At 63.1% G+C, this 23,593-nt stretch carries 22 protein-coding genes; 9 read left to right on the top strand and 13 right to left on the bottom strand.

Annotated features, from left to right (window positions below; all coding sequences use genetic code 11):
• Both bamA and H620_RS25895 read left to right on the top strand, forming a co-directional pair.
• Positions 1 to 1,314 (top strand): outer membrane protein assembly factor BamA (gene bamA / locus H620_RS0117685; protein WP_027907782.1); only part of this gene is annotated, 1,314 nt, incomplete at its 5' end.
• Between the two features lie 86 nt (positions 1,315 to 1,400).
• Complete coding sequence (locus H620_RS25895; RefSeq protein ID WP_023380437.1) at positions 1,401 to 1,748, top strand: hypothetical protein; 348 nt, start codon at positions 1,401 to 1,403, stop codon at positions 1,746 to 1,748.
• Positions 1,749 to 1,772: 24 nt separating this feature from the next.
• Here the strand turns inward: H620_RS25895 and H620_RS25890 are convergent, their stop codons facing one another.
• The 4 genes from H620_RS25890 to H620_RS0117660 form a co-directional block, all read right to left on the bottom strand.
• Positions 1,773 to 3,122, bottom strand: a complete 1,350-nt coding sequence (locus tag H620_RS25890; RefSeq protein WP_049818812.1) for an MFS transporter — start codon at positions 3,120 to 3,122, stop codon at positions 1,773 to 1,775.
• A gap of 71 nt (positions 3,123 to 3,193) precedes the next feature.
• Positions 3,194 to 3,526, bottom strand: coding sequence for an NIPSNAP family protein (locus H620_RS0117670; protein WP_023380435.1), 333 nt, complete (start codon positions 3,524 to 3,526; stop codon positions 3,194 to 3,196).
• Positions 3,526 to 5,247, bottom strand: coding sequence for an FAD-dependent oxidoreductase (locus H620_RS0117665; protein ID WP_027907781.1), 1,722 nt, complete (start codon positions 5,245 to 5,247; stop codon positions 3,526 to 3,528). The genes H620_RS0117670 and H620_RS0117665 overlap by 1 nt, the downstream gene beginning before the upstream one ends.
• On the bottom strand, positions 5,244 to 6,071 hold the full coding sequence (locus H620_RS0117660; protein WP_023380433.1) for an SDR family NAD(P)-dependent oxidoreductase: 828 nt from the start codon (positions 6,069 to 6,071) through the stop codon (positions 5,244 to 5,246). The genes H620_RS0117665 and H620_RS0117660 overlap by 4 nt, the downstream gene beginning before the upstream one ends.
• Before the next feature lie 178 nt (positions 6,072 to 6,249).
• On the opposite strand from H620_RS0117660, the gene H620_RS0117655 reads away from it, so the two are divergent.
• Positions 6,250 to 7,128, top strand: coding sequence for a helix-turn-helix domain-containing protein (locus tag H620_RS0117655; RefSeq protein ID WP_027907780.1), 879 nt, complete (start codon positions 6,250 to 6,252; stop codon positions 7,126 to 7,128).
• 168 nt (positions 7,129 to 7,296) lie between these two features.
• Here the strand turns inward: H620_RS0117655 and H620_RS0117650 are convergent, their stop codons facing one another.
• The 4 genes from H620_RS0117650 to H620_RS0117635 form a co-directional block, all read right to left on the bottom strand.
• Positions 7,297 to 8,070: an IclR family transcriptional regulator gene (locus H620_RS0117650; protein WP_027907779.1), complete on the bottom strand. Its 774-nt coding sequence runs from the start codon at positions 8,068 to 8,070 to the stop codon at positions 7,297 to 7,299.
• Positions 8,071 to 8,139: 69 nt separating this feature from the next.
• On the bottom strand, positions 8,140 to 9,597 hold the full coding sequence (locus H620_RS0117645; RefSeq protein ID WP_027907778.1) for an amidase: 1,458 nt from the start codon (positions 9,595 to 9,597) through the stop codon (positions 8,140 to 8,142).
• Positions 9,594 to 10,904, bottom strand: coding sequence for a citrate-proton symporter (locus H620_RS0117640; protein ID WP_027907777.1), 1,311 nt, complete (start codon positions 10,902 to 10,904; stop codon positions 9,594 to 9,596). Before H620_RS0117640 ends, H620_RS0117645 begins: the two co-directional genes overlap by 4 nt.
• A 91-nt stretch (positions 10,905 to 10,995) precedes the next feature.
• Positions 10,996 to 12,171 carry a M20 aminoacylase family protein gene (locus H620_RS0117635; protein WP_023380428.1) on the bottom strand — a complete coding sequence of 392 codons (1,176 nt, stop codon included), beginning with the start codon at positions 12,169 to 12,171 and terminating at the stop codon, positions 10,996 to 10,998.
• A 288-nt stretch (positions 12,172 to 12,459) separates the two neighbouring features.
• Between H620_RS0117635 and H620_RS0117630 the strand changes: the two genes are divergently transcribed.
• A complete protein-coding gene (locus H620_RS0117630) occupies positions 12,460 to 13,092 on the top strand; it encodes a hypothetical protein (protein ID WP_027907776.1) in 633 nt (210 codons plus the stop codon).
• A 95-nt stretch (positions 13,093 to 13,187) separates the two neighbouring features.
• On the opposite strand, the gene H620_RS0117625 is transcribed toward H620_RS0117630, so the two are convergent.
• Positions 13,188 to 14,063, bottom strand: coding sequence for an AEC family transporter (locus H620_RS0117625; protein ID WP_027907775.1), 876 nt, complete (start codon positions 14,061 to 14,063; stop codon positions 13,188 to 13,190).
• 407 nt (positions 14,064 to 14,470) lie between these two features.
• Here H620_RS0117625 and H620_RS0117620 point away from each other — a divergent pair, with 407 nt between their 5' ends.
• Entirely contained in the window at positions 14,471 to 15,766 is a 1,296-nt protein-coding gene (locus tag H620_RS0117620) for an MFS transporter (RefSeq protein WP_023380425.1), read from the top strand.
• A gap of 114 nt (positions 15,767 to 15,880) precedes the next feature.
• A complete protein-coding gene (locus H620_RS0117615; RefSeq protein WP_023380424.1) occupies positions 15,881 to 16,240 on the top strand; it encodes a hypothetical protein in 360 nt (119 codons plus the stop codon).
• 49 nt (positions 16,241 to 16,289) lie between these two features.
• Here H620_RS0117615 and H620_RS0117610 read toward each other — a convergent pair whose 3' ends face one another.
• The gene (locus H620_RS0117610) at positions 16,290 to 17,222 is read right to left on the bottom strand and encodes a LysR family transcriptional regulator (protein ID WP_027907774.1); all 933 of its coding nucleotides are present in this window, start codon (positions 17,220 to 17,222) and stop codon (positions 16,290 to 16,292) included.
• Between the two features lie 125 nt (positions 17,223 to 17,347).
• On the opposite strand from H620_RS0117610, the gene H620_RS0117605 reads away from it, so the two are divergent.
• Positions 17,348 to 17,614: a DUF2790 domain-containing protein gene (locus tag H620_RS0117605; protein ID WP_023380422.1), complete on the top strand. Its 267-nt coding sequence runs from the start codon at positions 17,348 to 17,350 to the stop codon at positions 17,612 to 17,614.
• Between the two features lies 1 nt (position 17,615).
• Here H620_RS0117605 and H620_RS0117600 read toward each other — a convergent pair whose 3' ends face one another.
• Positions 17,616 to 18,311 carry a tRNA (adenine(22)-N(1))-methyltransferase gene (locus H620_RS0117600; RefSeq protein WP_027907773.1) on the bottom strand — a complete coding sequence of 232 codons (696 nt, stop codon included), beginning with the start codon at positions 18,309 to 18,311 and terminating at the stop codon, positions 17,616 to 17,618.
• A 146-nt stretch (positions 18,312 to 18,457) separates the two neighbouring features.
• On the opposite strand from H620_RS0117600, the gene H620_RS0117595 reads away from it, so the two are divergent.
• Together H620_RS0117595 and H620_RS0117590 are read left to right on the top strand one after the other, a co-directional pair.
• Positions 18,458 to 18,817: a RidA family protein gene (locus H620_RS0117595; RefSeq protein ID WP_023380420.1), complete on the top strand. Its 360-nt coding sequence runs from the start codon at positions 18,458 to 18,460 to the stop codon at positions 18,815 to 18,817.
• A gap of 198 nt (positions 18,818 to 19,015) precedes the next feature.
• Entirely contained in the window at positions 19,016 to 21,016 is a 2,001-nt protein-coding gene (locus tag H620_RS0117590) for a peptidase U32 family protein (RefSeq protein ID WP_023380419.1), read from the top strand.
• Positions 21,017 to 21,058: 42 nt separating this feature from the next.
• On the opposite strand, the gene H620_RS0117585 is transcribed toward H620_RS0117590, so the two are convergent.
• Entirely contained in the window at positions 21,059 to 22,378 is a 1,320-nt protein-coding gene (locus tag H620_RS0117585) for an LLM class flavin-dependent oxidoreductase (protein WP_027907772.1), read from the bottom strand.
• 20 nt (positions 22,379 to 22,398) lie between these two features.
• Positions 22,399 to 23,361, bottom strand: coding sequence for an ABC transporter substrate-binding protein (locus H620_RS0117580; protein WP_023380417.1), 963 nt, complete (start codon positions 23,359 to 23,361; stop codon positions 22,399 to 22,401).
• Positions 23,362 to 23,593 lie beyond the last annotated feature (232 nt).

Genomic DNA, 23,593 nt, shown 5'->3' with positions numbered 1-23,593 from the left:
ATCAACTACCGCGGCAACACCAAGACCGAAGACGAAGTGCTGCGTCGCGAGATGCGCCAAATGGAAGGTGGCTGGGCGTCGACCTACCTGATCGACCAGTCCAAGACCCGCCTGGAACGTCTGGGCTTCTTCAAGGAAGTCAACGTCGAGACCCCACCGGTGCCGGGCACCGATGACCAGGTCGACGTCAACTACAGCGTCGAGGAACAGGCCTCCGGCTCGATCACCGCCAGCGTTGGTTTTGCCCAGAGCGCCGGCCTGATCCTGGGAGGCTCGATCAGCCAGACCAACTTCCTGGGTACCGGTAACAAGGTGTCCATCGGCCTGACCCGTTCGGAATACCAGACCAAGTACAACTTCGCCTTCACCGACCCCTATTTCACCAAGGACGGTGTCAGCCTGGGTTACAACGTCTTCTACAGCACCACCGACTACAGCGATTACTACGACGATGGCGTGTCGTACTACGCCATCAACAGCTATGGTGCTGGCGTCAGTTTCGGCTACCCGATCAATGAGACATCACGCCTGACCTTCGGCCTGACCCTGCAACACGACGATATCAACCCAGGCACCTACAGCGCCGACGAGATCTACGACTTCATCCAGCGCGAAGGCGACAGTTTCAATAACCTCAAGGCATCGGTCGGCTGGTCCGAGTCGACCCTGAACAAAGGCGTGCTGGCGACTCGCGGTCACTCCCAGGGGCTGACGTTCATGGCCACCACCCCCGGCAGCGACCTGTCGTTCTACAAACTCGAATACGACGGTCAGACTTACCTGCCCATGACCCAGAGCACATCGCTTCGCCTGCACACCAACCTGGGCTACGGCAACGGCTACGGCTCGACCGACAGCCTGCCCTTCTATGAGAATTACACCGCCGGAGGCCTGAATTCGGTACGCGGATTCAAGAGCGGCACCCTCGGCCCGCGCAACACGCCCGCGACCGGCAACTACGCCAGCGCCGGTCAGGCGTACTACTCCGACCGCGACACCGATGCCCTGGGCGGCAACATCCTCATTACCGGAGGCGCCGAAGTGCTCTTTCCCCTGCCCTTCGTCAAGGACCAGCGGCAGTTGCGCAGCTCGGTGTTCGTCGATGCAGGCAACGTGTTTGCCGACACCTGTTATCTGTCAACCACCCAGGGCTGCGGGGGCGTGAGTCTCGATCAGATGGCGCTGTCGGTGGGGCTGGGCTTCACTTGGTATAGCCCCCTGGGCCCGCTGAGCTTCAGCCTGGCCGCACCGATCAAGAAGCCAGAGGGGGCGCAAACCGAAATGTTCCAATTCTCCTTGGGGCAGACATTCTGATGATTACTCGGTTTTACCCCCGCTTAACCCAAGTTGACAGTGACCTTGCCTATGCTGGAAACCCTTCACGCCAAGCAGGTCAACCCATGACTCCATTCAACGTCTGCGCGCTGGCCACAGCGCTGCACAGCGAAGCGCCAATCGCCGTGCTCGACCTGGTGCAACGGCGACTGGCCGAGATGGTCGGGCCGCACTACACGGTGGTGCTGTGTGGCAGCGGTGAAGGTGGGGGAATCAGCCACTACCATCTGGCCATCCAGCACGGTCGCAGCGGCGTTTCACTGGAGCACAGCGGCGTCGTCGAACCTGGTTTCATCGAGCAACTGCTGACGCTGGGCCAGCGAACCCGCGCGATGATCGAGTCCCCCGCATTCGAACGCATGCTCAGTGACGACCCGGCGCGGCCACTGACCTGGATCAGCGACGACGCCTGAGCGCATGTCTTCCCTCCGGCAACCTTAAATCGCCTGTAGCCGCTGCGAACCTCGCAATCTGGCGTGCCAGCCCTGCAGCGACACTGCCAAGGCTGCCAACCCAGCCGGTATCAGCAAGGCGGCGAAGACCTGGCTGAAGCTCCAACCCATGGCCAACATCTGCGCACCGGCGAAGGCGCTGAGAATCGCCCCCAACCGGCCGATACCACTCATCCAGCTGGCCCCAGTGGCCCGCGCCTCGGTCGGGTAGAAGCCCGCGGCCAACGCATTCATGCCTACACTGGCGCCGTTCAGGCCAAAGCCCACGGCCCAGGCAATGGCGCACAGCCAGGCGAAATGCCCGGCCACCTGGCCGATGGCGAAGATCACCGCGCCGCTGAACAGGAACGTCAGCATCAGCACTCGCTGCGGATGCCAGCGATCCATCGCCCAGCCCACCGTGATGGCGCCCAGCGGGCCGCCGATCTGGAAGCAAGCGGTGACGATGGCCGCTTCGGACACCGAAAAACCCCCTCCCTCCTTCACCAGCGTCGGCAACCAACCGCTGAACAGATAGACCAGAAACAGAGCCAGCACGTAACCCACCCACAGCATCATCGTACCGAAGCGGTAGCGAGAGGACAGGATGGTGCCTATGGCCCCACCCTTGACGGATGCGCATGCGGGCAGTACGAAGCCGCTGTCGGGGCCGCAGTGTCCAGGTGCCAGGCGCCTGACAATGGCGCGGATTCGTTGTGGGTCGCCCCCTTTGCTGACCAGGAAGGTCACGGATTCCGGAAGACGCAGCCACAGCAAAGGCAGCACCAGCAGCGGTAACACGCCGCCCAGCGCCAGTACGCTGCGCCAGCCTAGATTGGGAATCATCCAGGCACTGACGAAGCCGCCCATGGCCGCACCGAGAGAGAAGCCGCAGAATGCCAGGGTAATCAGCAACGAGCGACTGCGCGCCGGTGCGTACTCGCTGACCAATGTGCTGGCATTGGGCATCGCCGCGCCTAGGCCCAGGCCAGTCAGGAAACGCAGGGCTACCAGGGTTTCCAAGTTGGGGGAAAAGGCCGAGGCAAGGGTCCACAGGCCAAAGAGCAGGACACTGCCCAAGAGCACAGCCTTGCGCCCGTAACGGTCGGCCAGCGGGCCGGCCACCAGAGCGCCAAGGGCCAGGCCGATCAGTGCTGCGCTGAGCACCGGGCCGAGGGCTTGAGGGCCCAGCTGCCATTCGCTTTTCAGTTGCGGGGCGATGAAGCCGATTATGGCGACGTCCAGTCCGTCCAGAGCGATGATCAGGAAGCCGAGGAAGACCACCCATTTCTGGTAGCGGCCGATGGGTTGCTGGTCGATCAACTGGCGAATATCGATAGGGTCGGGAGTTCTCATTGCCTTACCTCTTTTTGTTGTTATCGAGGGCATTGGGCCGTAGGTTTTTTTCGGCGGCGCCAGGCCGGTTCCTACAGGCGACTTGCCAGGGCCTTGAATTGCACGGGCTTGATGATTCGCGTCTCCTGGGCCATCACGAGGTCGCGGGTGGCATGCAGATACGCGGCGAAGTCCGGATCGGCGTCGCGGGCCGCGCTGCGGCGTTCGAGGTCATCGAGGCTGTCGTAGCCCCACAGGTGGACGACCTGGTTCAATGTGCCGATGCTGCTCACATAGAACGCCAGCGGCGGGCCCAGGTGACGCAGCAGAATCGGCATCGCCAACTGGTCGAATGCCGCCAGGAAAGCAGGCATGCACCGAGGCCGGATGGTGTAGATGCGGTGGTCGACAATCGCCTTGTCCATCACGCCACCTCCTGTGCCGGGCCAGCCGCGGCCAGTCCTTGGTCGATACCCGCCAGGTGGCGGCCGGTGATGTAACCAAAGGTCATGATCGGCCCCAGGGTGATGCCAGCGCCGGGGTAGTTGCCGCCCATGATGCTGGCTCGGTCGTTACCCACCGCATACAGCCCGGCTATGGCGCGCTGGTCGGCACCGAGTACTTCGCCGACCACACTGGTGCGCAGGCCATCGAAGGTGCCGAGGTCGCCCATCACCACTTTCACCGCAAAGTAGGGCCCGTCACCGACGGGTGCGACACAAGGATTGGGCTGCTGCTGCGGATCGGCCAAGTAGCGGTTGAAACTGGTGCTGCCCCGGCCGAACTGGCGGTCCTCACCGTGTACGGCGCCAAGGTTGTACTCGCGAACCGTGCGCTCCAACCCCCGTGCATCGATACCAGCCTTGCACGCCAGCTCGGCAAGGCTGTTGCCCTTGAGCAAGTAGCCATTGCGCAACAAGGGGCCCAGCGGCATGGGGGCGGGTTTGGCGTAACCGAGTCCGTACTTGGCCAGCGTACGGCGGTCACAGACCAGCCACATGGCGGTTTCGGTCTGGTCGGCGCATGCCTCGATCAAGGCCGCGCCCACATCGTGGTAGGAATTGGACTCGTTGGTGAAGCGCTGGCCAGAACGCAAGACACCAATCACCCCCGGCTTGTAACGGTCAAGCAGGTGCGGGAAAGCAACATGGCGTCCGGCGCCCATCGGGACTTTCGATACCGGCATCCAGGCAGCCGCTGCTTGCAAGCGCATATCCACCCGGGCGCCCAGCGCCTCGGCCATGCGCGCGCCATCGCCGGTATTGCCCGCTGGCACAGGCGAAAAGTGCTCGCCGCCCCGGCGCACGTGGGGATATGCCTGGCCGATGCGTTGCAGGTCGTGGGAAAAACCGCCACACGCAAGCACCACGCCACGCCGGGCCTCGATGCGCAACTCGCCCGCCCCCTGACGGGCCAAGGCCCCGCTGACCCGCCCGCCTTCGCGCAGCAACTGCCTGGCCGGGGTGCCCGTGAGGATCGGAATACCCAAGTCAAGCGCTGACTTCACCAAACGCGCCGCCAGGGCGTTGCCACTGGTCACCTGGGTGCCACGGCGGTACAGCGCCAGCTCCTTGAGGTGGGTCAACAGCCGTTTGGCCACATAGAAGAACGAGGTCAGCGAACGGGTAACGTTGAAGAAATGCTTGAGGTCGGCGTTCGACGAATTGAACATCATGCCGATGAAGGTAATGGTCTTGAGTGGCGGGCGCAGTCGTGCCATGTCGGCACCCAGCTCGCGGATGTCATAGGGTGCGGCAAGTATCGAGCGGCCCACATCGACTCCGCCTTCGACCAGCGGGTGGTAGTCGGGGTACAACGTCGGGACGAACTTGACCGCGGTCTCGCGTTCGAAAAACTCCACCATTTGCGGTCCGTAACGCAGGAAAGCTTCGACTTCGGCCCGCTCGAAGCAGGCTCCGGCTTCGTTTCGCAGGTAGCTCAGCGCCGCGTCATGACTATCGCGCTTGCCGGTCAATGGGTTGCCCGGTATCCACAGCACCCCGCCGGAAAAGGCCGTGGTGCCACCAAAGCAGTCGTCTTTCTCGATCACCAGTACGTCCAGCCCATGCTGCTTGGCAGTGATGGCCGTGGCCAGGCCGCCAGCACCTGCACCGATGACCAGCACATCACATGTGAGCGTGTTCATGGACGTACCCCCTCGAAGCCTGGGCGCGGGATGAGCGCCATGGGCATGCTCTCCAGCCCGCCGTCAACGGTCAGTTCGGCACCATTGATGTAGTCGGCTCGCGGGCTTGCCAGAAACAGCACGGCTTCGACGATGTCCTGCGGCTCGCCGATGCGTTGGTTGGCGGTCATCGCGCTGCGCTGGCGTTCGATTTGCGGGTCGGCATAGAACGCCGCCGACAGCGGCGTGCGGATCAACCCAGGGCATACGGTGTTGCTGCGCACGCCACACGGTCCCCATTCCACGGCGATCTGCCGCGAGAGCATGCTGACCCCGGCCTTGGCCGCACTGTAGGCACCGCTGTTGGGCTGCGGAAAATGGGCGGCAATCGACGCCACGTGCACGATGCGCCCCTGCCTGCGGGCAAGCATCGCCTGGCCGAAGGCCTGCGCGCACAGCAGATAACCGCTGAGATTCACCGCCAACACCTGGTTCCATTGCTCCAGGGTCAGGGTCTGCAGCGCGCCAGGCCGCAGCACACTGGCGTTGTTGACCAACACATCGCAGCGCCCGTGCAGGGCTTGCACCTGGGCCGCGGCCTGCTCGACGCTGGCCGGGTCGGCAATGTCGCATGCCAAGGCGCTCACTTCACCAACGCTGTGCTCACCCAAGGTGGCGGCCAGCGCCCGGCACTTGTCTCGATCCCGGTCGAGCAGTACCACATGGGCCTGCTGCTCGACCAGGGCGCCAGCCAGCGCCGCACCGATGCCTCCGGCCGCGCCGGTGACCACGCAGACGGCCCCGTCCAGACCCAACCAGTGGGAGGAAATCTTGTTGTTATGCATGCCGCTCTCCAGAGTGTTACTTGATCTGGTCGTCAGCCTAGGGCCGAGGCCCCGCCCGGCAGAATGGACAAAACCTGCAAGCAACCCCACATTCCCGACAATTTCGTCCATGCCCCCTGAAGCTCGCGTGCGGCTGTGGCAGAGTGATCGAGTAACGACCAGAACAATTACAACAACCATGAACAAGATCCCGAATTACGCCCTCTACGGCGAGACCGCACAGCCGGTGTGGCATGAGTCCCTGCATGTGGAGTCGATCTCCAAGCGTTCCGGCGCGCACAACTGGGAAATAGCCGCGCACCGTCACGACGGGCTCCTGCAATTGCTCTACCTGCAAAGCGGCAGTGGCGAGGTGCTGTTCGACAGTGAACTCGTGCAGGTGCACGCGCCGTGCGTGGTCTATGTGCCGGCGCAGGTGGTGCATGGTTTCCATTGGGCCGGCCAGGTCGAGGGCCAGGTCATCACTGCCGCGCAGCATCCCCTGGAGAGCATTGCCCAGCTGCTGGCGCCCACCTTGCTGGCACAGATACGTAAACCGCAGGTGCTCGCCCTGCCGCTATGGCGCGGGGAGGAAGACCCGCTGCTACCGCTGTGCCGGGCCTTGAGCGAGGAGTACCACAACCGCGCCCGCGAACATGTGGCAAGTAGCATGTCATTGCTGTTGGCGTTGCTGATCCAGGCGCTGCGACACGCCCATCACGCACCCGACGAAGCACGCCGCCCACCTTCAAGGCGTAGCCAGCAGTTGACCGGGTTCCGTGAACTGGTGGACATGCATTACCGTGCGCACCCGCCACTGGCCTTCTATGCCGGCGAACTGGGCATGACCCTGGCGACCCTTGGGCGGCTGTGCCAGGAGCACTTGGGCATGACGCCAATGAACGTAGTCAATGCGCGGCTAGTGCTGGAGGCCAAACGTGCATTGAGCCACTCGGACGCCTGCGTGAAGGAGATCGCCCATGAACTGGGCTTCGCCGATGTGGGCTATTTCAGTCGGTTCTTTCGCAAACAGTGCGGAGTGAGCCCGAGTACCTTTCGGGCCAACAAGGCCACGTAATTGCGTCTGTCTCGGGTTTGCGCGCGTGTTTCAAGATGCCAGGGCGTTTGTGGAGGGACAGCTGTTTGGCTGTGAACAGACGGCAAGGGCCGCTGCGCGGCCCTATCGCGACACAAGGCCGCCCCCACACCGATCTGGCTAGGCGTTGGAGACTGTTGGAGACTGCGTTCACACCGCCAGCGCCTGCTGCACCTCGCCAACGGTGCTCGCCAGGCTGTTCAGATGCAGGCTCAGCACACGCTCCACCGGGGCCTGGTCCAGCGGCCAGTGCAAGGCGATGCTGCCCGCCAGCCGCCCATCGGCATGCACTGGCAAGGCAATCGCGCGGATCAGGAACGGCAATCGCACCGGGTACTCCCAGAATCCTTCGGTACGTTGCCCAAAACCGTTATGGGCATCTTCTTCCAGGTTACGCATGACCGCTTCAGCCCCCAGCCGCTCATCGGCCGCCAGGCGCTGGACCTCTTCACGCCCAAGTTCGCCCAGGCATGCCCGACCCATCGCCGAATGGAACAGGCTGGCGTAGTGCCCGACGATCTGGCAGTTGTTCGGGTAACGCTTGCGCAGCACCTGGGGTATCGCGCTTTCCATGACCTCCAGGCGCTGGCCATCGAAACAGGACAGGTCGACCACCAACCCGGTGCGCTCGCTCAGTTCCTGCAACAAGGGCGCCGCACGCTCGACCAACTGGCGCTTGAAACGCAGCTGGCGGTCGCCGAACAGGCGCCGGGCACACAGCCGGTAACGCCGGTCGCTCAGGCCTCGATACACCCATCCCTGCTCCTGCAAGGTCGACAGCATCCGCGACACCGTCGCCTTGGGCAGCGTCGTCAGGTAATGCAGCTCCTCCAGCCCAAGCGCCTGGTGCTCGCCAAGCAATTCGACGATCGCCAGCGCACGCTCCACCGAACGTACGCCACCGGTGTCCGCCGTGCTGCCCATGGGTATGACCTCCCTGTCTGTGCGTGGATGGTCAGAATGCCCAGCAAGATACGGGCCTGCCAAGGGCTGTCACGGTGCCAGCAGTGATGGCGGCGGACACCGTTCGACCCAATGGGTGAGTTGCTCATGGGCGTGGGCCAGTTGCAGCACGGCATGGTCGGCCTGTGCCGGGCCGATGATCTGCAAGCCCATCGGCAAACCTTGGGGATTGAAGCCGACCGGCACGCTGATGCTGGGAAGGCCCGCCAGGGTCGGGCCGATCACCACCTCCATCCACCGGTGATAGGTGTCCATCGTCCGCCCGCCGACCACCTTAGGCCAAGCCTCGCGGGCCTCGAATGGAAACACTTGCGCCGCGGGCAACAGCAAGAAGTCGTAACGTTCGAACAGGCGGCCCATGGCGTGATACCACGCGCTGCGGTCGACCGAAGCCTGGTATATCCGTGCCCCGCTCAAGTGCAGCCCACCCTCCACTTCCCACTGCGCCTCGGGTTTGAGCAGTGCCCGCTTGCCGGGGTCGGCATAGGCAGCGCCGAGGTTGCCGTGCACCAGGAAATGGCGATGGGTGAGCCAGCATTGCCATAAACGTTCCAAGGCGAAGTCCGGTTGGCATGCCTCGACGTGACAACCCAGCTCGGCAAAATCCGCCAATGCCGTTTCGCACAGCCCCATCACCCCGTCCTCCATGGGCAGGTAGCCGTTGTAATCGCCCAGCCAACCCACCCGAACACCCTTGAAGTCGCGCTGCAGACCCTGGGCGAATTCACCAGGCGATGCATTCAACGACAACGGCACTCGAGGGTCGTAACCGGCCTGTACCGACAACAACCGCGCTACGTCCGTTACGCTACGCCCCATCGGCCCTTCGGTCGCCAGTTGCTGCATGAAGACCTCTGGTGCCGGGCCGTGGGGCACGCGGCCTTGGGAGGGGCGCAGGCCATAGACGTTGTTGAACGCTGCCGGGTTGCGCAACGACCCCATCATGTCGCTACCGTCGGCCACCGGCAGCAGGCGCAGGGCCAGCGCCGCCGCTGCCCCGCCACTGCTGCCGCCGGCCACCCGGCTTGGATCGTAGGCGTTGGTGGTGGTGCCAAACAGCGTGTTGTAGGTCTGCGAACCCAGGCCAAACTCCGGCACGTTGCTCTTGCCGAGGATGATCGCCCCGTTGGCCCTTACCCGCGCTACGCTGACCGCATCCTGCTGCGGCACCTGCTCGGCAAACAGCGGTGAGCCCATTGTGGTCCGAAGCCCGGCCGTGGCTGCCAAATCCTTGATCGCCTGGGGCATGCCGTGCATCCAGCCGCGCGACCGGCCGCTGGCCAATTCGCGGTCGCAGGCATCGGCCTCGGCCAGCACTGCCTCAGCCGGGCGCAGCGACACCAGCGCATTCACGTGCGGGTTGAAGCGCTCGATGTGGCCGAGGTAAGCCTGCATCACCTCACGGCACGATACCCGACGCCCATGGATCGCCTGGGACAGGGCTTCGGCATCGAGGGCGACGATAGGGTCGATAGCTAACGGCATCACGGTTTCACTCCAAGGTTGAACGCTGCAGACCTGCCCCCACGCGGTGCTTCCTTCAGGCAATAGGTGCCCAGCAGGGTCAGCAGGCAGGCAAACAGTACGTAGAACGACGGCGCCACGGGGGTACCCAGCACCTTGCTCAGCCAGGTCACGATCAGCGGAGCAAAGCCGCCGAACACCATCACCGCGACGTTATAGGCCAACGACACCCCGGTGGAGCGCACCTCCACCGGAAACTGCTCGGCCAGTGCAGTGGGCGCAGGCCCGAAGAAGCCGCCAATGGCAGAGCACAGCAGCAGTTGCATCAGCAACAGCCGTTCGATCGACGGCGCCGCCGCCACCCACACATACAGCGGGTACACCATCACGAAGAACGCCAAAGTGAAGGCCATCAGCACCGGCCTGCGGCCCAAACGGTCCGACAGCGCACCCGACAACGGAATGACCACGGTCATCAGCCCCACCGCGAGCATCTGCACCAGCAGCACCTGGTCCAGCGGCAGGCCCAAATTCTTGTGAGCGAAGGTCGGCATGTTCACCAGCACCACGTAGAACGACACCGTCGCGCCACTGGCCAGGCCCATGGACACCAACAGGCTGCGACGGTGTTCACGCAGCACCCGCCACAGGCTCGGCGCCTGCCCCTTGGCCTGCTTGCGTGCCTCGATAAACTCCTCCGGCTCCTCCATGTGCTTGCGAATCCACAGCCCCACCGGCCCGATCAGCAAGCCGAGCACGAACGGAATCCGCCAGCCCCAGCTGTCCAGCGCCTCGGGGGTGCAGAGGTGGGTGACCAGCGCCACCATCGCCGCGCCTGAGAACACCGCCATGCATTGCCCTACCAGCTGCCACGAGCCGTACAGGCCCTTGCGATGGGCGGGGGCACTCTCGACCAGGAACGCTGTGGCGCTGGCGTATTCACCCCCAGTAGCGAAGCCCTGGAGCATCCGCGCCACCACGATCAGCAGCGGCGCACCCATGCCGATGGCGAGGTAGTTGGGGGCAAAGGCGATCATGGCGATGGATACCGTCATCAGGCGGATGATCAACTGCATCGCCGCCTTGCGCCCCTTGCGGTCAGAGTAGATCCCCAACAGCACGCCACCGACAGGGCGCATGAAAAAGCCTACGCCGAAGGTGGCCAGGGCCATCAGCAACGAGGCGTATTCGTCGTCGGAAGGAAAGAACTGCCGGGCGATGATGCTCGCCAGAAAGCCGTAAACGATAAAGTCATACCACTCCAGCGCGTTACCGATGACAGCCGCGACCACCTGCCGGGTACGCGACGCGCCTGTGTTGGAAATCTGCATGGGAACACTCCATCCATCTGTTGGCCAGAAACGGTTCAGAACAGCCCGGACGCACGCGCCCAGGTTCCAGCGGCAGTCGTCAATGAAGTGGTCAGGCAGGCTCGAGCCAGCGCTCGACAAGCGCGCCCCAGTAGGCTGCGCCAGTCAGCAGGATGTCGTCGTTGAAGTCGTAGGCCGGGTTGTGCACCATCGGCCGCTGCAGGCCATTGCCGATGAACAGGTACGCGCCCGGGCAGCGCTGCAGCATCCAGGCGAAGTCCTCGCTGCCCATCAGCTTGCGGGTGTTGCCATCGACCGCCTCGGCGCCGAGCAGCTCCACCCCTACCTGCTGGGCGAAGGCGTTTTCCGCGGCATGGTTGACCAGCACCGGGTAGGCCGGGCGATGCTCGATACTGACGCGGCAACCGTAGCTTTCGGCCTGGCTGATGATGATCGCCCGCACTCGCTCGAGCATCAGTGCGCGCACCTGGGCATCGAGCGCACGCAGGCTCAGGCGCAGCAGGGCCTGCTGCGGGATCACATTGGCCGCTTCCCCCGCCTGCAAGGCGCCGACGGTCACCACGGCCGCTTCCTGGGCGTCGATGTTGCGTGCCACCACTGTCTGCAACGCCATCACCACACTGGCGGCGGCCACCAGTGGGTCGACCGTCAGGTGCGGCATCGAACCATGGCCACCGACGCCTTCGATGATGACCGTGAGCAGGTCCTGCGACGCCATCATCGGCCCTTCGCGAAAACCCAATTGCCCTGCGGGCAGCCCGGGCATGTTGTGCATGCCGAACAGCGCATCGCAGGGGAAGCGCTCCAGCAGCCCATCGGCCAGCATTGCCTCGGCCCCTCCCTGGCCCTCCTCGGCAGGCTGGAAGATCAGCGTCAGGGTGCCATCGAACTGACGCGTCGCTGCCAAGTAGCGCGCGGCCCCCAGCAGCATGGCGGTGTGCCCGTCGTGACCGCAGGCGTGCATGCAGCCCTGGTGTCGGCTGCTGTAGGCCGCGCCCGTGGCCTCGACGATCGGCAGCGCGTCCATGTCCGCGCGCAACCCAAGCGTGCGCGCGCTGCTGCCGTTGCGCAGTACACCAACCACTCCGGTTTTGCCGATGCCGGTGTGTACCTGGTATCCCCAGTCCTTGAGCAACCGGGCGACCAGTGCCGAGGTGCGGTCTTCTTCGAAACCCAGTTCGGGATGGGCGTGGATGTCGTGGCGGATGGCATGCAGGTCACTGGCCACATCGTCGAGCCAGGCCAGGATGTGTTGATGTCGGGACATGTGAAATCTCCTCGCGCGGGTGGGTTCCCGTTCTTGTTGTTCGCTTCGAGATCACGACAGGTAAGGCAGGTCGTGCTTGGCGACAGATAAACGCGTGTAGTGCGCAAGCACAATCGAATGTGGTTCCGAGGAGTGGAACACGCTTGGTGCTGTCCGGGGCGATCATTCGCCCCGCCAGTTTTGAGACCTCCGTCGAGATGCCGTCCTGCCATGATTGCACCCGCTCTAGCGCGTGGGTTCTAATTCCGACCCACCGGTTTTATCTTCGCAATCCAAGGACGCTTCATCATGTACAGGAAGATCGTACCGCTGGCGCTGCTGGCAACCCTGGCTGGCTGCTCCGACACGCCTGAGGCCACTGAGGCCAGTTTTCACAAGGCCGCCCAAGCCTATCTCGACACTCAATACCCCCACTGTTTCGTGGTCAGCTCGTTCCCGACCAAAACCAAGGACTTCGACGTCAACGGCACCAACAAGGCCCTGCACGCCCTGGCCCAGGTCGGAGTGGTCAGCGAGAAGGAAATCTCGCGCACGCAGGTTCCCGAACGTCTGTGGCAACCAGCCCGCACGGATATCTACTACGCCTACGACCTCACCGAAGAAGGTCGCAAGTACTACAAGGCCGATGCACAACGGACGGTCAACGGCAAGACCCGCGGCGGGCTGTGCTTCGGCAAGGCACAGGTCATGGCCATTGAACAGTTCAGCGAACCTGGCGAGAAGATGGGGCACACGGTTTCCGACGTGACCTATACCTACAAGATCACCGGATTGCCGGCCTGGGCAGCGAATGACAACGTCAGGTCCAGTATTCAAGACCTGGATCGGGCGGTGGCGACCCACGACGCACCCATGCGGGAAAAGCGCCTGATGGTGCTGACAGAACAGGGTTGGGTACACGAACGGTTGTTCGACAAGTGATGTTTGCCTGTACGGGCCCTATCGCCGCCAAGCCGGCTCCTGCAGGATCTGCGTGGTCCCTTTGGGAGTCTGCGGGCGATAAGGCCGGAGCAGGTTCACAACCACCACGCCAACACCACCGGTAGCCAGACAAAGGACAGCACCGTCGAACACATCACCAGGTTAGCTACCTGCTCTGGTGAGCGGTTGGCCCGTACCGCCATCAGGTAGTTGAACACCGCCACCGGCATTGCCGACTGCACCATCAGCACCGCCCGCTCCAGGGTTTCCATACCCAGCAGGGCACCGACCGCCCAGCCCACCGCAGCCCCCAGCACGATGCGCAGGCCACCCAGCAGCATGCCGCTGCCAATGTGCCGCAGACGAATGCTGGCCAGCGATACCCCGAGGGTCAACAACATCAACGGAATGGTCATGCCGCCCAGCAGGTCTACCGTGTTGGCCAGCCAGCGGGGCAATTCGACGTCCAGGAAAATGATCGGCATCGCACCGGCCAGGCTGATGACGATGGGGTTGCGCAACAGCGCCTTGGGTGACGCCGCGGTACCGGAGATGGCCATGCCGACGGTGAACTGGAATATCGACAGCGTCAGGAAAAACGCCACCGCCAGCGCAAGGCCATGCTCGCCAAAGGCATACAGACTGATCGGCAGGCCCATGTTGCCCGTGTTGGGAAACAGAAACGCTGGCAGCAGCACCCGCCAGTGCTGGTCGAAGATGCGGCATACCAGCAAGCCGACCACGACCATGCCGAGTAGGCAAAGCAGGCAGCCCAGAGCCATGCTGGCGAAAGCCGTCGGGTCCAGTTCGGTGCGGCTCAGCGTCGACAACACCAACGACGGCGTGCCAATGGTCATCACCAGGCTGGCAATGAACTCAGTGGGGTAGCTCAAGCCCTTGCGGGCCCAGGCGTAACCGATACCGGCGACGATAAACACCGGCGCCAGTACGGCGAACAACGAAGCGAACATCTACCAAGCCCTCCATGGAGCTGCCCTGTGCACGTGAAGGCGTGACGAGCGTTGACCGATCCAGCCCCGGCGCGCGACATCCCAAAGGGCAAAAAGCGGCATTATGCCGCAGGCTGCAGGCTCTTGGGCAAAACCTTCCAAGGCCTTAGAATCGCGCCTCCTTTTCGCCCGTCGCCTTGAACGGTGGCAACCGGCAGCAATGACAGAGTCCGCGCCTAAGCACATGGCCGCACATGTGAAATAGGCTCAATCGACCCCACCCGACCGCCCTTGCCAAGGTTCCGGTTGAGTCTTGCCCAGGTCGCATCACGAAGGCACACCCGTGCAACAACCCTGGCCGTTCAAGGCCGGGAAAGCGTGCGCGTCAGAAAAGGCGCTTTTTTTCGCTTACTCAACCAGAGGTACCTATGTCTCCGCGTTTGCTGGCCATGGCGCTGGCACCCCTGCTCGGGCTGTTCATCATTGCCCTGGGCAACGGCTTCATGTCTTCCCTGACGACCCTGCGCCTGGACGCCGCTGGTGAGTCGCCCTCGATGATCGGTATCGTCTCCTCGGCCTACTTCGTCGGCCTGACCCTGGGCGCGATCTTCAACGACCGCCTGATCCTGCGCATCGGCCATATCCGCGCTTACAGCAGTTTCGCCTCGCTGATCGCCGCGACCATCCTGCTGCAGGGACTGTTCTACGATACCCACGGGTGGATCGCCCTGCGCCTGATCAACGGCTGGGCAACCGTCGGTGTGTTCCTGGTCATCGAAAGCTGGTTGCTGCTGGCGGGCGACGCGAAGATCCGGGGGCGCTTGCTGGCGCTGTACATGATCGCCTTCTACGGTGCTGGCGTGGTAGCCCAGGCGGCCCTGGGCGAAATCACTGGCTGGGGCGCAACCGCACCGTTCATGGTCGCGGGCATGCTCGCGGCGCTGTCGGTGATGCCTATCGTGATTCTGCCGCAGGTGTCGCCGCTGCTGGAGCAGGTCGAACCGCTGAAGCCTCGCCAACTGCTGGGCGTGGCCCCAACCGGGCTGGTCGGCTGCTTCGGCTCGGGCGCGGCCATCGCTGGCGTCTATGCCTTGCTGCCACTGTACCTGCAACGTATCGGCCTGGACGTGGGCGAGGTCGGCAACATGATGGCCTGGGTGATCCTGGGTGCGATGCTGTTGCAGTACCCGGTGGGCCGGTGGTCGGACCGCAAGGACCGCCAGGACGTGCTGATAGCCCTTGGCGCCTTGTGCACGGTACTGTCGGTAGTGATCGTGTTGCTGCCCTCGCAGTCGGTGTTGCTGCCGGCGATGCTGTTCCTGCTGGGTGGCGGGGTGTTCGCACTGTATCCGGTTGCAGTCAGCCACGCAGCCGACCGCGCCCCGGCCGAAGCGCTGGTACCGATGATCCAAGGCCTGCTGCTGATCAACTCACTGGGTTCGGCGCTGGCCCCGCTGGCTATCTCGCCGGTTATGACCAGCTACGGCGAAGTCGGGCTGTTCTGGGCCTTCGCCGTCATCAACCTGGCCATGGTCAGCTTCTTCATGTGGCGCAGGGGCAAGCGACCGGCACCTGAACACCCTGCTCCCTTCGCCCCGGCCACGACCTTCTCGCCCACTGGCGCAGAGCTGCGGGTGACAGAAGATTTGATGCACGCGTGCCAGGAGCATCCCCCCCAACAGCCTGCTCCCTCGCAGGCAGCGCCAAAGGCTGACATCGGGTGATATCCATCGCAGGCGGGTCCACGATACTTCCGGTGACCGCCCGTCGCCCGAAAGGCACGTCAAGGTCCAGCGAAAGCCGAATGAATGACAGATCGTTCCCACGGGAGATTTAACATGGTCCGCATTCGTTCGCTTTCGCTGTGCCTCGCCCTGACCTTGGGTATTGCCTCAGGCAGCTTCGCCGCCAGCGGCGGGTATGGAAACGACACCCAGCCCCCGGCAACCCCGTCTGGCGCCCCTTCCAAGCCTAAGCCTTACGATGAAGGCAAAACGTACGACGAAGGCAAGACTGCTGGCGAAAAAGGCAGCAGCGTCAATAGCCCGGGCAGCAGTAAGGATAACGACAGCAGTGACACGGGAAGCGACTCCGACGCCGCCGATGGCGCCAGCGGTGGTTCCAACAGCACCGGTGAAGCGACAGGGTCTGGCGCGGGCAGTACGGGGGGTACCGCCGAGGACCAGGACAGCCGTTGAGAAGCAACCCGGTCAGGCCCCCACCGCGACCCGAGGCACGGGTTCGCGGTCAGCGCCAGAACCTGGGGTCGTCCACCACCTGTTGATGGGCTTCGAACAACGCCGGGAGTTGCTCCTTCAGGTAATCGAGCCAGGTGCGTACCTTGGCATCGAGGTAATGACGCGACGGATAGATGGCGTAGATTTCCCGCTGGCGCAACCGGTGCGGCGCCAGCAGGCGGAACAGGCGGCCTTCCTCGATGGCATGGCTGGCAGAGTAGTATGGCAACAAGCCCACCCCCATGCCAAGTTCAGTGGCTTTGAGCATGGCATCGGCGACGTTGGTGAGGAAGGTGTCCTGGGGCACGACCACACTGCGTCCCTGGTCGTGATCGAATGACCAGTCCTCTTCGAACAAGGGGTCGACCATGCGCAGGCAGGCATGATCGTTCAAGTCTTCCGGCTTGGTCGGCACGCCATGGCGCGCCAGGTACTCGGGTGATGCGCAAAGGATGCTGTAGATGCTGCCCAACGGGATAGCGATCAATTGCGAGTCAGGCAACCCTTTGCCGATGGTGATCACGATATCGTGGCCTTCGTCCAACGGGTCGGGGTTGCGCTGTGACAGGGTCAACTCCATCACCACTTCCGGGCACGCCGCGTTGTAGCGTGCCACCAAGGGCATCATCAACAAGCCCAGGCCATGGGTGCAGTGAAAACGCAGACGCCCCCGGGGGTTGAGGTGGGCACCCCGGGCCTCATCCATGGCTTCGTCGGTCAACGACAGAATGTGCCGTGAACGCTCAAGAAATCGCTCCCCCGCCTCGCTCATGCGCAAGCGCCGCGTGGTGCGGTGTAGCAGCCGGGTCTGCAATTGGTTTTCCAGCTCGGCAACGATGCGCGACACCTGCGCCGCGGATATATCCAGGGCATTGGCGGCCGCGGCAAAGCTGCCGCACTCCACCACCCGGGCGAACGTGCGCATGGCGTGCAGCATGTCCATCGTATTCGGCTCCTTTCTTCGACCTTATTCGTACATCCAAGGCAGGAATCTATCACGAATTAGGCCATTTATTGTGGATCATCAATGAATACATCATTAGTAAAACATTGAAGAAGGAGCCTGCCATGAAACGTTCGATCGCTTTGCTTGCTTTGTCCGCCGCCCTCGCCTCGTTCGGCGCCGTGGCCGACCAGAGCGCCGGCCAACCGGCCTCCAGCGAGGCCACCTACGAATACGGCATGCCGCTGGATGTGGCCAAAGTCATCTCCGTCACCCCAGCCAGCAACGTCGCCGACTGCCAGGTCGGTACCGCACATATGAAGTACGTCGACCACAAGGGCCAGACCCACGAAGTCGCCTACCGGGAAATGGGCAACTGTTCTCAGCAGTGATTCAGGCCAGGGCCTGGGTGATCCAGGCGACCTGACGAGTGAAGTCACGGGTCTTTTCCTGCGGTACTGCGTCCCGGGCGCGCTCGAAATGGGCCAGTGTCTGCTGTTTCTGACGCAACATGCGCTGCCACTTGGTAATGAACGCCGGACTTTTTTCCTGCAACAGCATTGGGCCGAAGTAAAGTTGTTCGGCGGTGTAGCTCACGGCTTCGCAAGGCTCGGCGACGATGATTTCGTAGTCAAAGCGGTTTTCGCGCAGCAATTCTTCGCGGCAAATCCGGTAGCCGTTGTCCATCAGCCACTGACGCAGTTCCCGCTCATCGCCATTGGGCTGCAGAATCAGGCGCGTCACGCCCTGCAAGCGGGCCTTGCCCTGTTCCAGAATGTCGCGAATCGTTTCGCCACCCATGCCGCAGATGCTGACGGTGTTGACCCGGTCGGAAGGTTCGATGGCCGCCAGGCCATTGGCCAGGCGAACAGTGATGCGACCTTCCAGGCCGTTCTTGCGCACCTTGCGCTGGGCAGAGGCGAAAGGCGTCTGCGCCACTTCACCCGCCACCCCAGCTTCAATGATGCCGCGCAGCATCAGGGCTACCGGCAGGTAGCCATGGTCCGAGCCGATATCGGCCAGCCGCGCGCCTCGCGGCACATAGGCCGCCACACGCTCAAGGCGCATCGACAAAGTCTGTTCGTTCAACGTGAAGCCCCTTGCTCAACAATCGGGCGCGATTCTGACGGCCAGCGCCCGGCATTACAACGGACGTTGGCCCAACGGTGTCGCTCGACCCGCTCGTCGTGCTCGCGTAGGCTTGCGGGTTTCATTCCGTTGCAAGGCAAACTCCCATGGCAGACCTCATCTACACCCCGGACTCCGACGCCGACTCCATTTCCTCCGACGTCGCCGAGTTCAACGGCATTCTGGTCACCACCCAGATTCCCGCCGATATCGAAGCTGACATCACCGCGCAGAGCGAAAGTACCCTGCAGGCCCTGAAGGACGCGCTGGAAAAAGCCGGCAGCGGCATGGACCGCGTCATGCACCTGACCATCTACCTCACCGATATGGCTGACCGCCCTGCGTTCAACGAGGTATACCAGCGTTTCTTCCAAAAGCCGTGGCCGGTGCGTGCCGCCGTGGGCGTGGCGGCGCTGGCGTTCCCGACCATGCGCGTCGAAGTGACGGCGATGGCCGCCAAGCGCTGATCCGCCGGCAACACCCCGCCGCTGGCAAGCCAGCGCCCAACGGTCCTGCGTTTGTTTCAGCATCTGCCGTCGGGGCCGGCTTGCCGGCGATCACCGGCAACGCCAGTGTTTCTTTCCCACTGAGCAGCCCGAGGATGCCGCCAACCCAATTCACCGCTACAATGCCCGCCTTGACCGTGACAGCCCGACCATAACGACATGTCCCTTCCAAAGAATCACCTGGAACTGCTTAGCCCTGCCCGCGACGTGGCCATTGCCCGCGAAGCCATCCTGCACGGCGCTGACGCCATCTACATCGGCGGCCCGAGCTTCGGCGCGCGCCACAACGCCTGCAACGAAGTCAGCGATATCGCCGAGTTGGTTGAATTCGCCCATCGCTACCATGCGCGAGTGTTCACCACCCTCAACACCATCCTCCACGACAATGAGCTGGAGCCGGCGCGCAAGCTGATCCACCAGCTCTATGACGCAGGTGTCGACGCGCTTATCGTCCAGGACCTGGGTGTGATGGAGCTGGACATTCCGCCGATCGAGCTGCATGCCAGTACCCAGACCGACATCCGCACCCTGGAGCGGGCCAAGTTCCTCGACCAGGCCGGCTTCTCGCAACTGGTGTTGGCCCGCGAGCTGAACCTGCAGCAGATCCGCGCCATTGCCGCCGAAACCGACGCCGCCATCGAGTTCTTCATCCATGGCGCGCTCTGCGTGGCGTTCTCCGGCCAGTGCAACATCTCCCATGCCCAGACCGGTCGCAGCGCCAACCGTGGCGACTGCTCCCAGGCCTGCCGCCTGCCCTACACGCTCAAGGACGACCAGGGCCGTGTGGTGGCCTTCGAAAAGCACCTGCTGTCGATGAAGGACAACAACCAGACCGCCAACCTGCGCGACCTGGTGGATGCTGGCGTGCGCTCGTTCAAGATCGAAGGCCGCTACAAGGACATGGGCTATGTGAAGAACATCACCGCCCACTACCGCAAAGAGCTGGACGCCATCCTCGAAGACCGCCCGGACCTGGCACGCGCCTCCAGCGGTCGTACCCAGCACTTCTTCGTGCCCGACCCGGACAAGACGTTCCACCGTGGCAGCACCGACTACTTCGTCACCGACCGCAAGGTCGACATCGGTGCTTTCGACTCGCCGACCTTCACCGGTCTGCCGGTAGGCGTGGTTGAGAAAGTCGGCAAGCGCGACCTGTTGGTGGTCACCGAGGTGCCGCTGACCAATGGCGACGGCCTGAATGTGCTGGTCAAGCGTGAGGTGGTGGGGTTCCGCGCCAATATCGCCGAACCACGGGGCGAGTTCGAAGAAGACGGCCAGAAACGCTACCGCTACAGGGTCGAACCCAACGAAATGCCCGAGGGCCTGCATAAGCTGCGCCCGAACCACCCACTGTCGCGCAATCTGGATCACAACTGGCAGCAGGCCCTGCTGCGCACTTCGTCCGAGCGTCGTGTAGGCGTGGAATGGCACGCCGTGCTACGCGAACAGCGGCTGGCGCTGACGGCCACCAGCGAGGAAGGCGTGAGCGTGCAAGTGGCGCTGGATGGCCCGTTCGGCGAGGCCAACAAGCCGCAACAGGCGCTGGAACAACTGCACGACCTGCTCGGTCAGTTGGGCACCACCCAGTACCACGCCGATGCCATCGAACTGGATGCGCCGCAAGCCTATTTCATCCCCAACTCGCAGCTCAAGGCCCTGCGCCGGGAAGCCATCGAGGCGCTGACCGAAGCGCGGGTCAAGGCTCACCCGCGGGGTGGACGCAAAGCCGAAACCAACCCACCACCGGTGTACCCGGAGTCGCACCTGTCGTTCCTGGCCAACGTATACAACCAGAAGGCTCGCGAGTTCTACCATCGCCATGGTGTGCAACTGATCGATGCCGCCTACGAAGCCCACGAGGAACATGGGGAAGTGCCGGTGATGATCACCAAGCACTGCCTGCGCTTCTCGTTCAACCTGTGCCCCAAGCAGGCCAAGGGTGTGACGGGCGTTCGCACCAAGGTGGCGCCGATGCAGCTGATTCAGGGGGATGAAGTACTGACCCTGAAGTTCGACTGCAAGCCCTGCGAGATGCATGTGATCGGCAAGATGAAGCCGCACATCATCGACCTGCCGACACCTGGCAGTGGGGTGGCTCAGGTAGTGGGACACATCAGCCCGGAAGACCTGCTCAAGACCATTGTCCGCGCGCCACATTGATAGCCAGAGGGGCGCATTGCGCCCCTTTCCCAGCGGCTTTCGCTACCGGACGAAACGCGGAATCCGCAGGCCGAGGCTCTCACGCAACGTCGTGCCTTCATACTGGGTGCGATACACCCCGCGCGCCTGCAGCAACGGTACGACCTCCCGGGTGAAGCGCTTGAACTGGCTCGGATGCCCAATGTAGATATTGAACCCGTCCAGCGCCCTTGCCTCGAACCACTCAGTCATCTTAGCCGCCACGGTTTCGGCCGACCCGACGAACGCTCCCGGCCTCAGCTGGCGCCCGTACTCCACGGCTTGGCGCAGACTGAAGCCCTTGTCCCGCGCTTGATCGGCAATGCGCTTGGCATTGGTGAAAAAGCTACTTCGCGCGTACTCAAGGCTTTCTTGGGGAAACGGCGCATCCAGGTCGTATTGGCTGAAATCGTGCCAGCCAAAATTGCGCCCGAATTCCTTGAGCGCCAGCTCGAAGCTGTGGTCCTGCTGGTGATAGTGCCGCTCGATCTCACGGGCCTCGGCATCGCTGTCACCGACGTAGATTTCGGCGCCCGGCAAGACCAGCAACTGGTCCGGGTCGCGCCCCAGTCGCGCCGCCCTGCCCTTGATGTCCTGGTAGAACGCCTGCCCCTGCTCGATGCTAGACGCATGGGTGAACACCACATCGGCAGTGGCTGCGCCCAAGTCACGCCCTTGTTGCGAATCACCCGCCTGGAAGACCACCGGCTGCCCCTGGGGCGAGCGCTGGATGTTCAGTGGCCCCACCACCGAGAAATGCTCACCCTTGTGGTTGAGCGCATGCAGCCTGGACGGATCGAGAAATTGCCCCGTGGCCCGGTCGCGGGGGAACGCATTGTCCTCGTAGGAATGCCAGAGCCCTTGCACCACCTGGACGTGCTCCTGGGCCCTGGCATAGCGAGTATCGTAATCGTAGTGTTCGTCTCGACCATAATTGCCGGCGGTGCCAGCGTCGCCACTGGTGACCACGTTCCAGCCAGCGCGGCCTTTGCTGATAAGGTCCAGGGACGCCAGGCGACGGGCTACGTTGAAAGGCGCGTTGTAGGATGTGGTCAGGGTCCCGACCAGGCCGATATGGCGGGTACTCACCGCAAGCGCCGACAACAGGGTCAGCGGTTCCAGGCGATTGAGATAATGCGACGGCGAGCCAGGTGTGATGAACTGGCTGTCGACGATGAACACCAGGTCGAACAGCGCAGCTTCGGCCTGGCGGGCGATATCGATATACCAGTCGATATTGACGCTGGCATCAGCCGGCAACTCCGGGTCCAGCCACAGGTTGTGCCGCCCAGGGCCGCCGCAACCCATGGTCAGCGCGCCCAATTTGATCTGTCTCTTGCTCATACGGGCTAGCCTCCTTGGACCTACTGGTTTTTGGCCTGCGCCGTGGCTGGCTGTTGCAGAGCGGCAGAGAACGAAGTGTCGAACAGGGTAGCGGCGGGGTACGCCTTGATCAAACCGAGCCCTGCGAAGAAGTCCACGGTTTTTTGCGCATCGACCACCACCTGTGGGTTCAACGGTGCCAGGTCGGTACGGGCGCGAGCGAACCAGATGCGGGCGATGTCGCGGTCGGCCCGGGTACGCTTGGCCCAGTCGTCGGCATAGGCTTCGGTATTGGCCGGGTCGCCCAAGGCCCATTCGCGGGCTGTTTTCAGGCGCTGCAGGAAGTCCGCGATTTGCGCGCGCTTGCCCTCGACGGCCTTGGCGTTCGCCACCACGAAGCTCTGCGCTGGAATCAGCCCTTGCGCAGTGGCCAGTACCCGTGCGCCTTGGCGCTCCTGCTGGGTGACGTAGGGTTCCCAGGTGGCGATCACGTCGACCGAACCGCCATCCAGGGCGTGAGAAGCATCCAGTGCACTGAGATAACGCAGCTCGAGCGAGTCGCGGGGCACATTGGCTTTGTCCAGGGCGCTGAACAACAGTTGTTGGCTCCACGAGCCTTTCCAGATCGCTGCGCGCTTGCCGCGCAGATCAGCCAGGCTGTGTATGTTCGAATCCTTGCGCGCGAGGATCGCCACACCGTCCAGATTCTGCCGGCTCACCGCGATGACTTTGATCGGCGCCCCCAGGGCCCCGAGGAACAGCGGCGGTGCATCGCCCAGCAGGCCGAGGTCCAAGCTACCGACGTTCAGCGCTTCGGCCACTGGGGAGCCGGCAGTGAACTGCTTCCATTCCAGTGTGTAGGGCAAGTCATCGAGCACACCCGCCGCTTCCATCACGGAGCGGGCATTGAAGCTCTGGTCACCCACTACCAGGGTTTGCGCACTGACGGCCAGGCTCAGGGCTGAGGCCAGCACGCCTGCAGCCAATTTTTTGAGGTATCGCACGTTCGTCTCCAGGTGCCCTTGGGGCACGGCATGGCAAGTCGATCCGCCCGTGCGGTCTCGCAGATTATTTATGTGTTTTGAATCTAAACAGAGGCCTGTTTATAAGCTAACGACTCGAAACACCCCTGTGAAATGCGTTTTAGGCATAACCTAATGTTTCTGAAATGCGCGCCACTAAATACCAATTATGCATATTAGCTTATGATTATTTTGCATTTTGAGAATATTCTCT

This window comes from Pseudomonas taiwanensis DSM 21245 (genome assembly GCF_000425785.1).
Classification (GTDB): domain Bacteria; phylum Pseudomonadota; class Gammaproteobacteria; order Pseudomonadales; family Pseudomonadaceae; genus Aquipseudomonas; species Aquipseudomonas taiwanensis.
The sequence above is the reverse complement of the archived record's forward strand: the minus strand, read 5'-3'. Positions and strand labels throughout refer to the sequence as shown.

Bases quoted from the DNA above. Each gene is read 5' to 3' on its own strand.
- H620_RS0117610 (WP_027907774.1), bottom strand. From the start codon at position 17,222: ATGGACATGCTGCACGCCATGCGCACGTTCGCCCGGGTGGTGGAGTGC.
- H620_RS0117585 (WP_027907772.1), bottom strand. From the start codon at position 22,378: ATGAGCAAGAGACAGATCAAATTGGGCGCGCTGACCATGGGTTGCGGC.
- H620_RS25895 (WP_023380437.1), top strand. From the start codon at position 1,401: ATGACTCCATTCAACGTCTGCGCGCTGGCCACAGCGCTGCACAGCGAA.
- H620_RS0117650 (WP_027907779.1), bottom strand. From the start codon at position 8,070: ATGGGCAGCACGGCGGACACCGGTGGCGTACGTTCGGTGGAGCGTGCG.
- H620_RS0117590 (WP_023380419.1), top strand. From the start codon at position 19,016: ATGTCCCTTCCAAAGAATCACCTGGAACTGCTTAGCCCTGCCCGCGAC.
- H620_RS0117630 (WP_027907776.1), top strand. From the start codon at position 12,460: ATGTACAGGAAGATCGTACCGCTGGCGCTGCTGGCAACCCTGGCTGGC.
- H620_RS0117615 (WP_023380424.1), top strand. From the start codon at position 15,881: ATGGTCCGCATTCGTTCGCTTTCGCTGTGCCTCGCCCTGACCTTGGGT.
- H620_RS0117595 (WP_023380420.1), top strand. From the start codon at position 18,458: ATGGCAGACCTCATCTACACCCCGGACTCCGACGCCGACTCCATTTCC.
- H620_RS0117635 (WP_023380428.1), bottom strand. From the start codon at position 12,171: ATGTCCCGACATCAACACATCCTGGCCTGGCTCGACGATGTGGCCAGT.
- H620_RS0117640 (WP_027907777.1), bottom strand. From the start codon at position 10,904: ATGCAGATTTCCAACACAGGCGCGTCGCGTACCCGGCAGGTGGTCGCG.
- H620_RS0117660 (WP_023380433.1), bottom strand. From the start codon at position 6,071: ATGCATAACAACAAGATTTCCTCCCACTGGTTGGGTCTGGACGGGGCC.
- H620_RS0117670 (WP_023380435.1), bottom strand. From the start codon at position 3,526: ATGGACAAGGCGATTGTCGACCACCGCATCTACACCATCCGGCCTCGG.
- H620_RS0117620 (WP_023380425.1), top strand. From the start codon at position 14,471: ATGTCTCCGCGTTTGCTGGCCATGGCGCTGGCACCCCTGCTCGGGCTG.
- H620_RS0117625 (WP_027907775.1), bottom strand. From the start codon at position 14,063: ATGTTCGCTTCGTTGTTCGCCGTACTGGCGCCGGTGTTTATCGTCGCC.
- H620_RS0117665 (WP_027907781.1), bottom strand. From the start codon at position 5,247: ATGAACACGCTCACATGTGATGTGCTGGTCATCGGTGCAGGTGCTGGC.
- H620_RS0117655 (WP_027907780.1), top strand. From the start codon at position 6,250: ATGAACAAGATCCCGAATTACGCCCTCTACGGCGAGACCGCACAGCCG.
- H620_RS0117605 (WP_023380422.1), top strand. From the start codon at position 17,348: ATGAAACGTTCGATCGCTTTGCTTGCTTTGTCCGCCGCCCTCGCCTCG.
- H620_RS25890 (WP_049818812.1), bottom strand. From the start codon at position 3,122: ATGAGAACTCCCGACCCTATCGATATTCGCCAGTTGATCGACCAGCAA.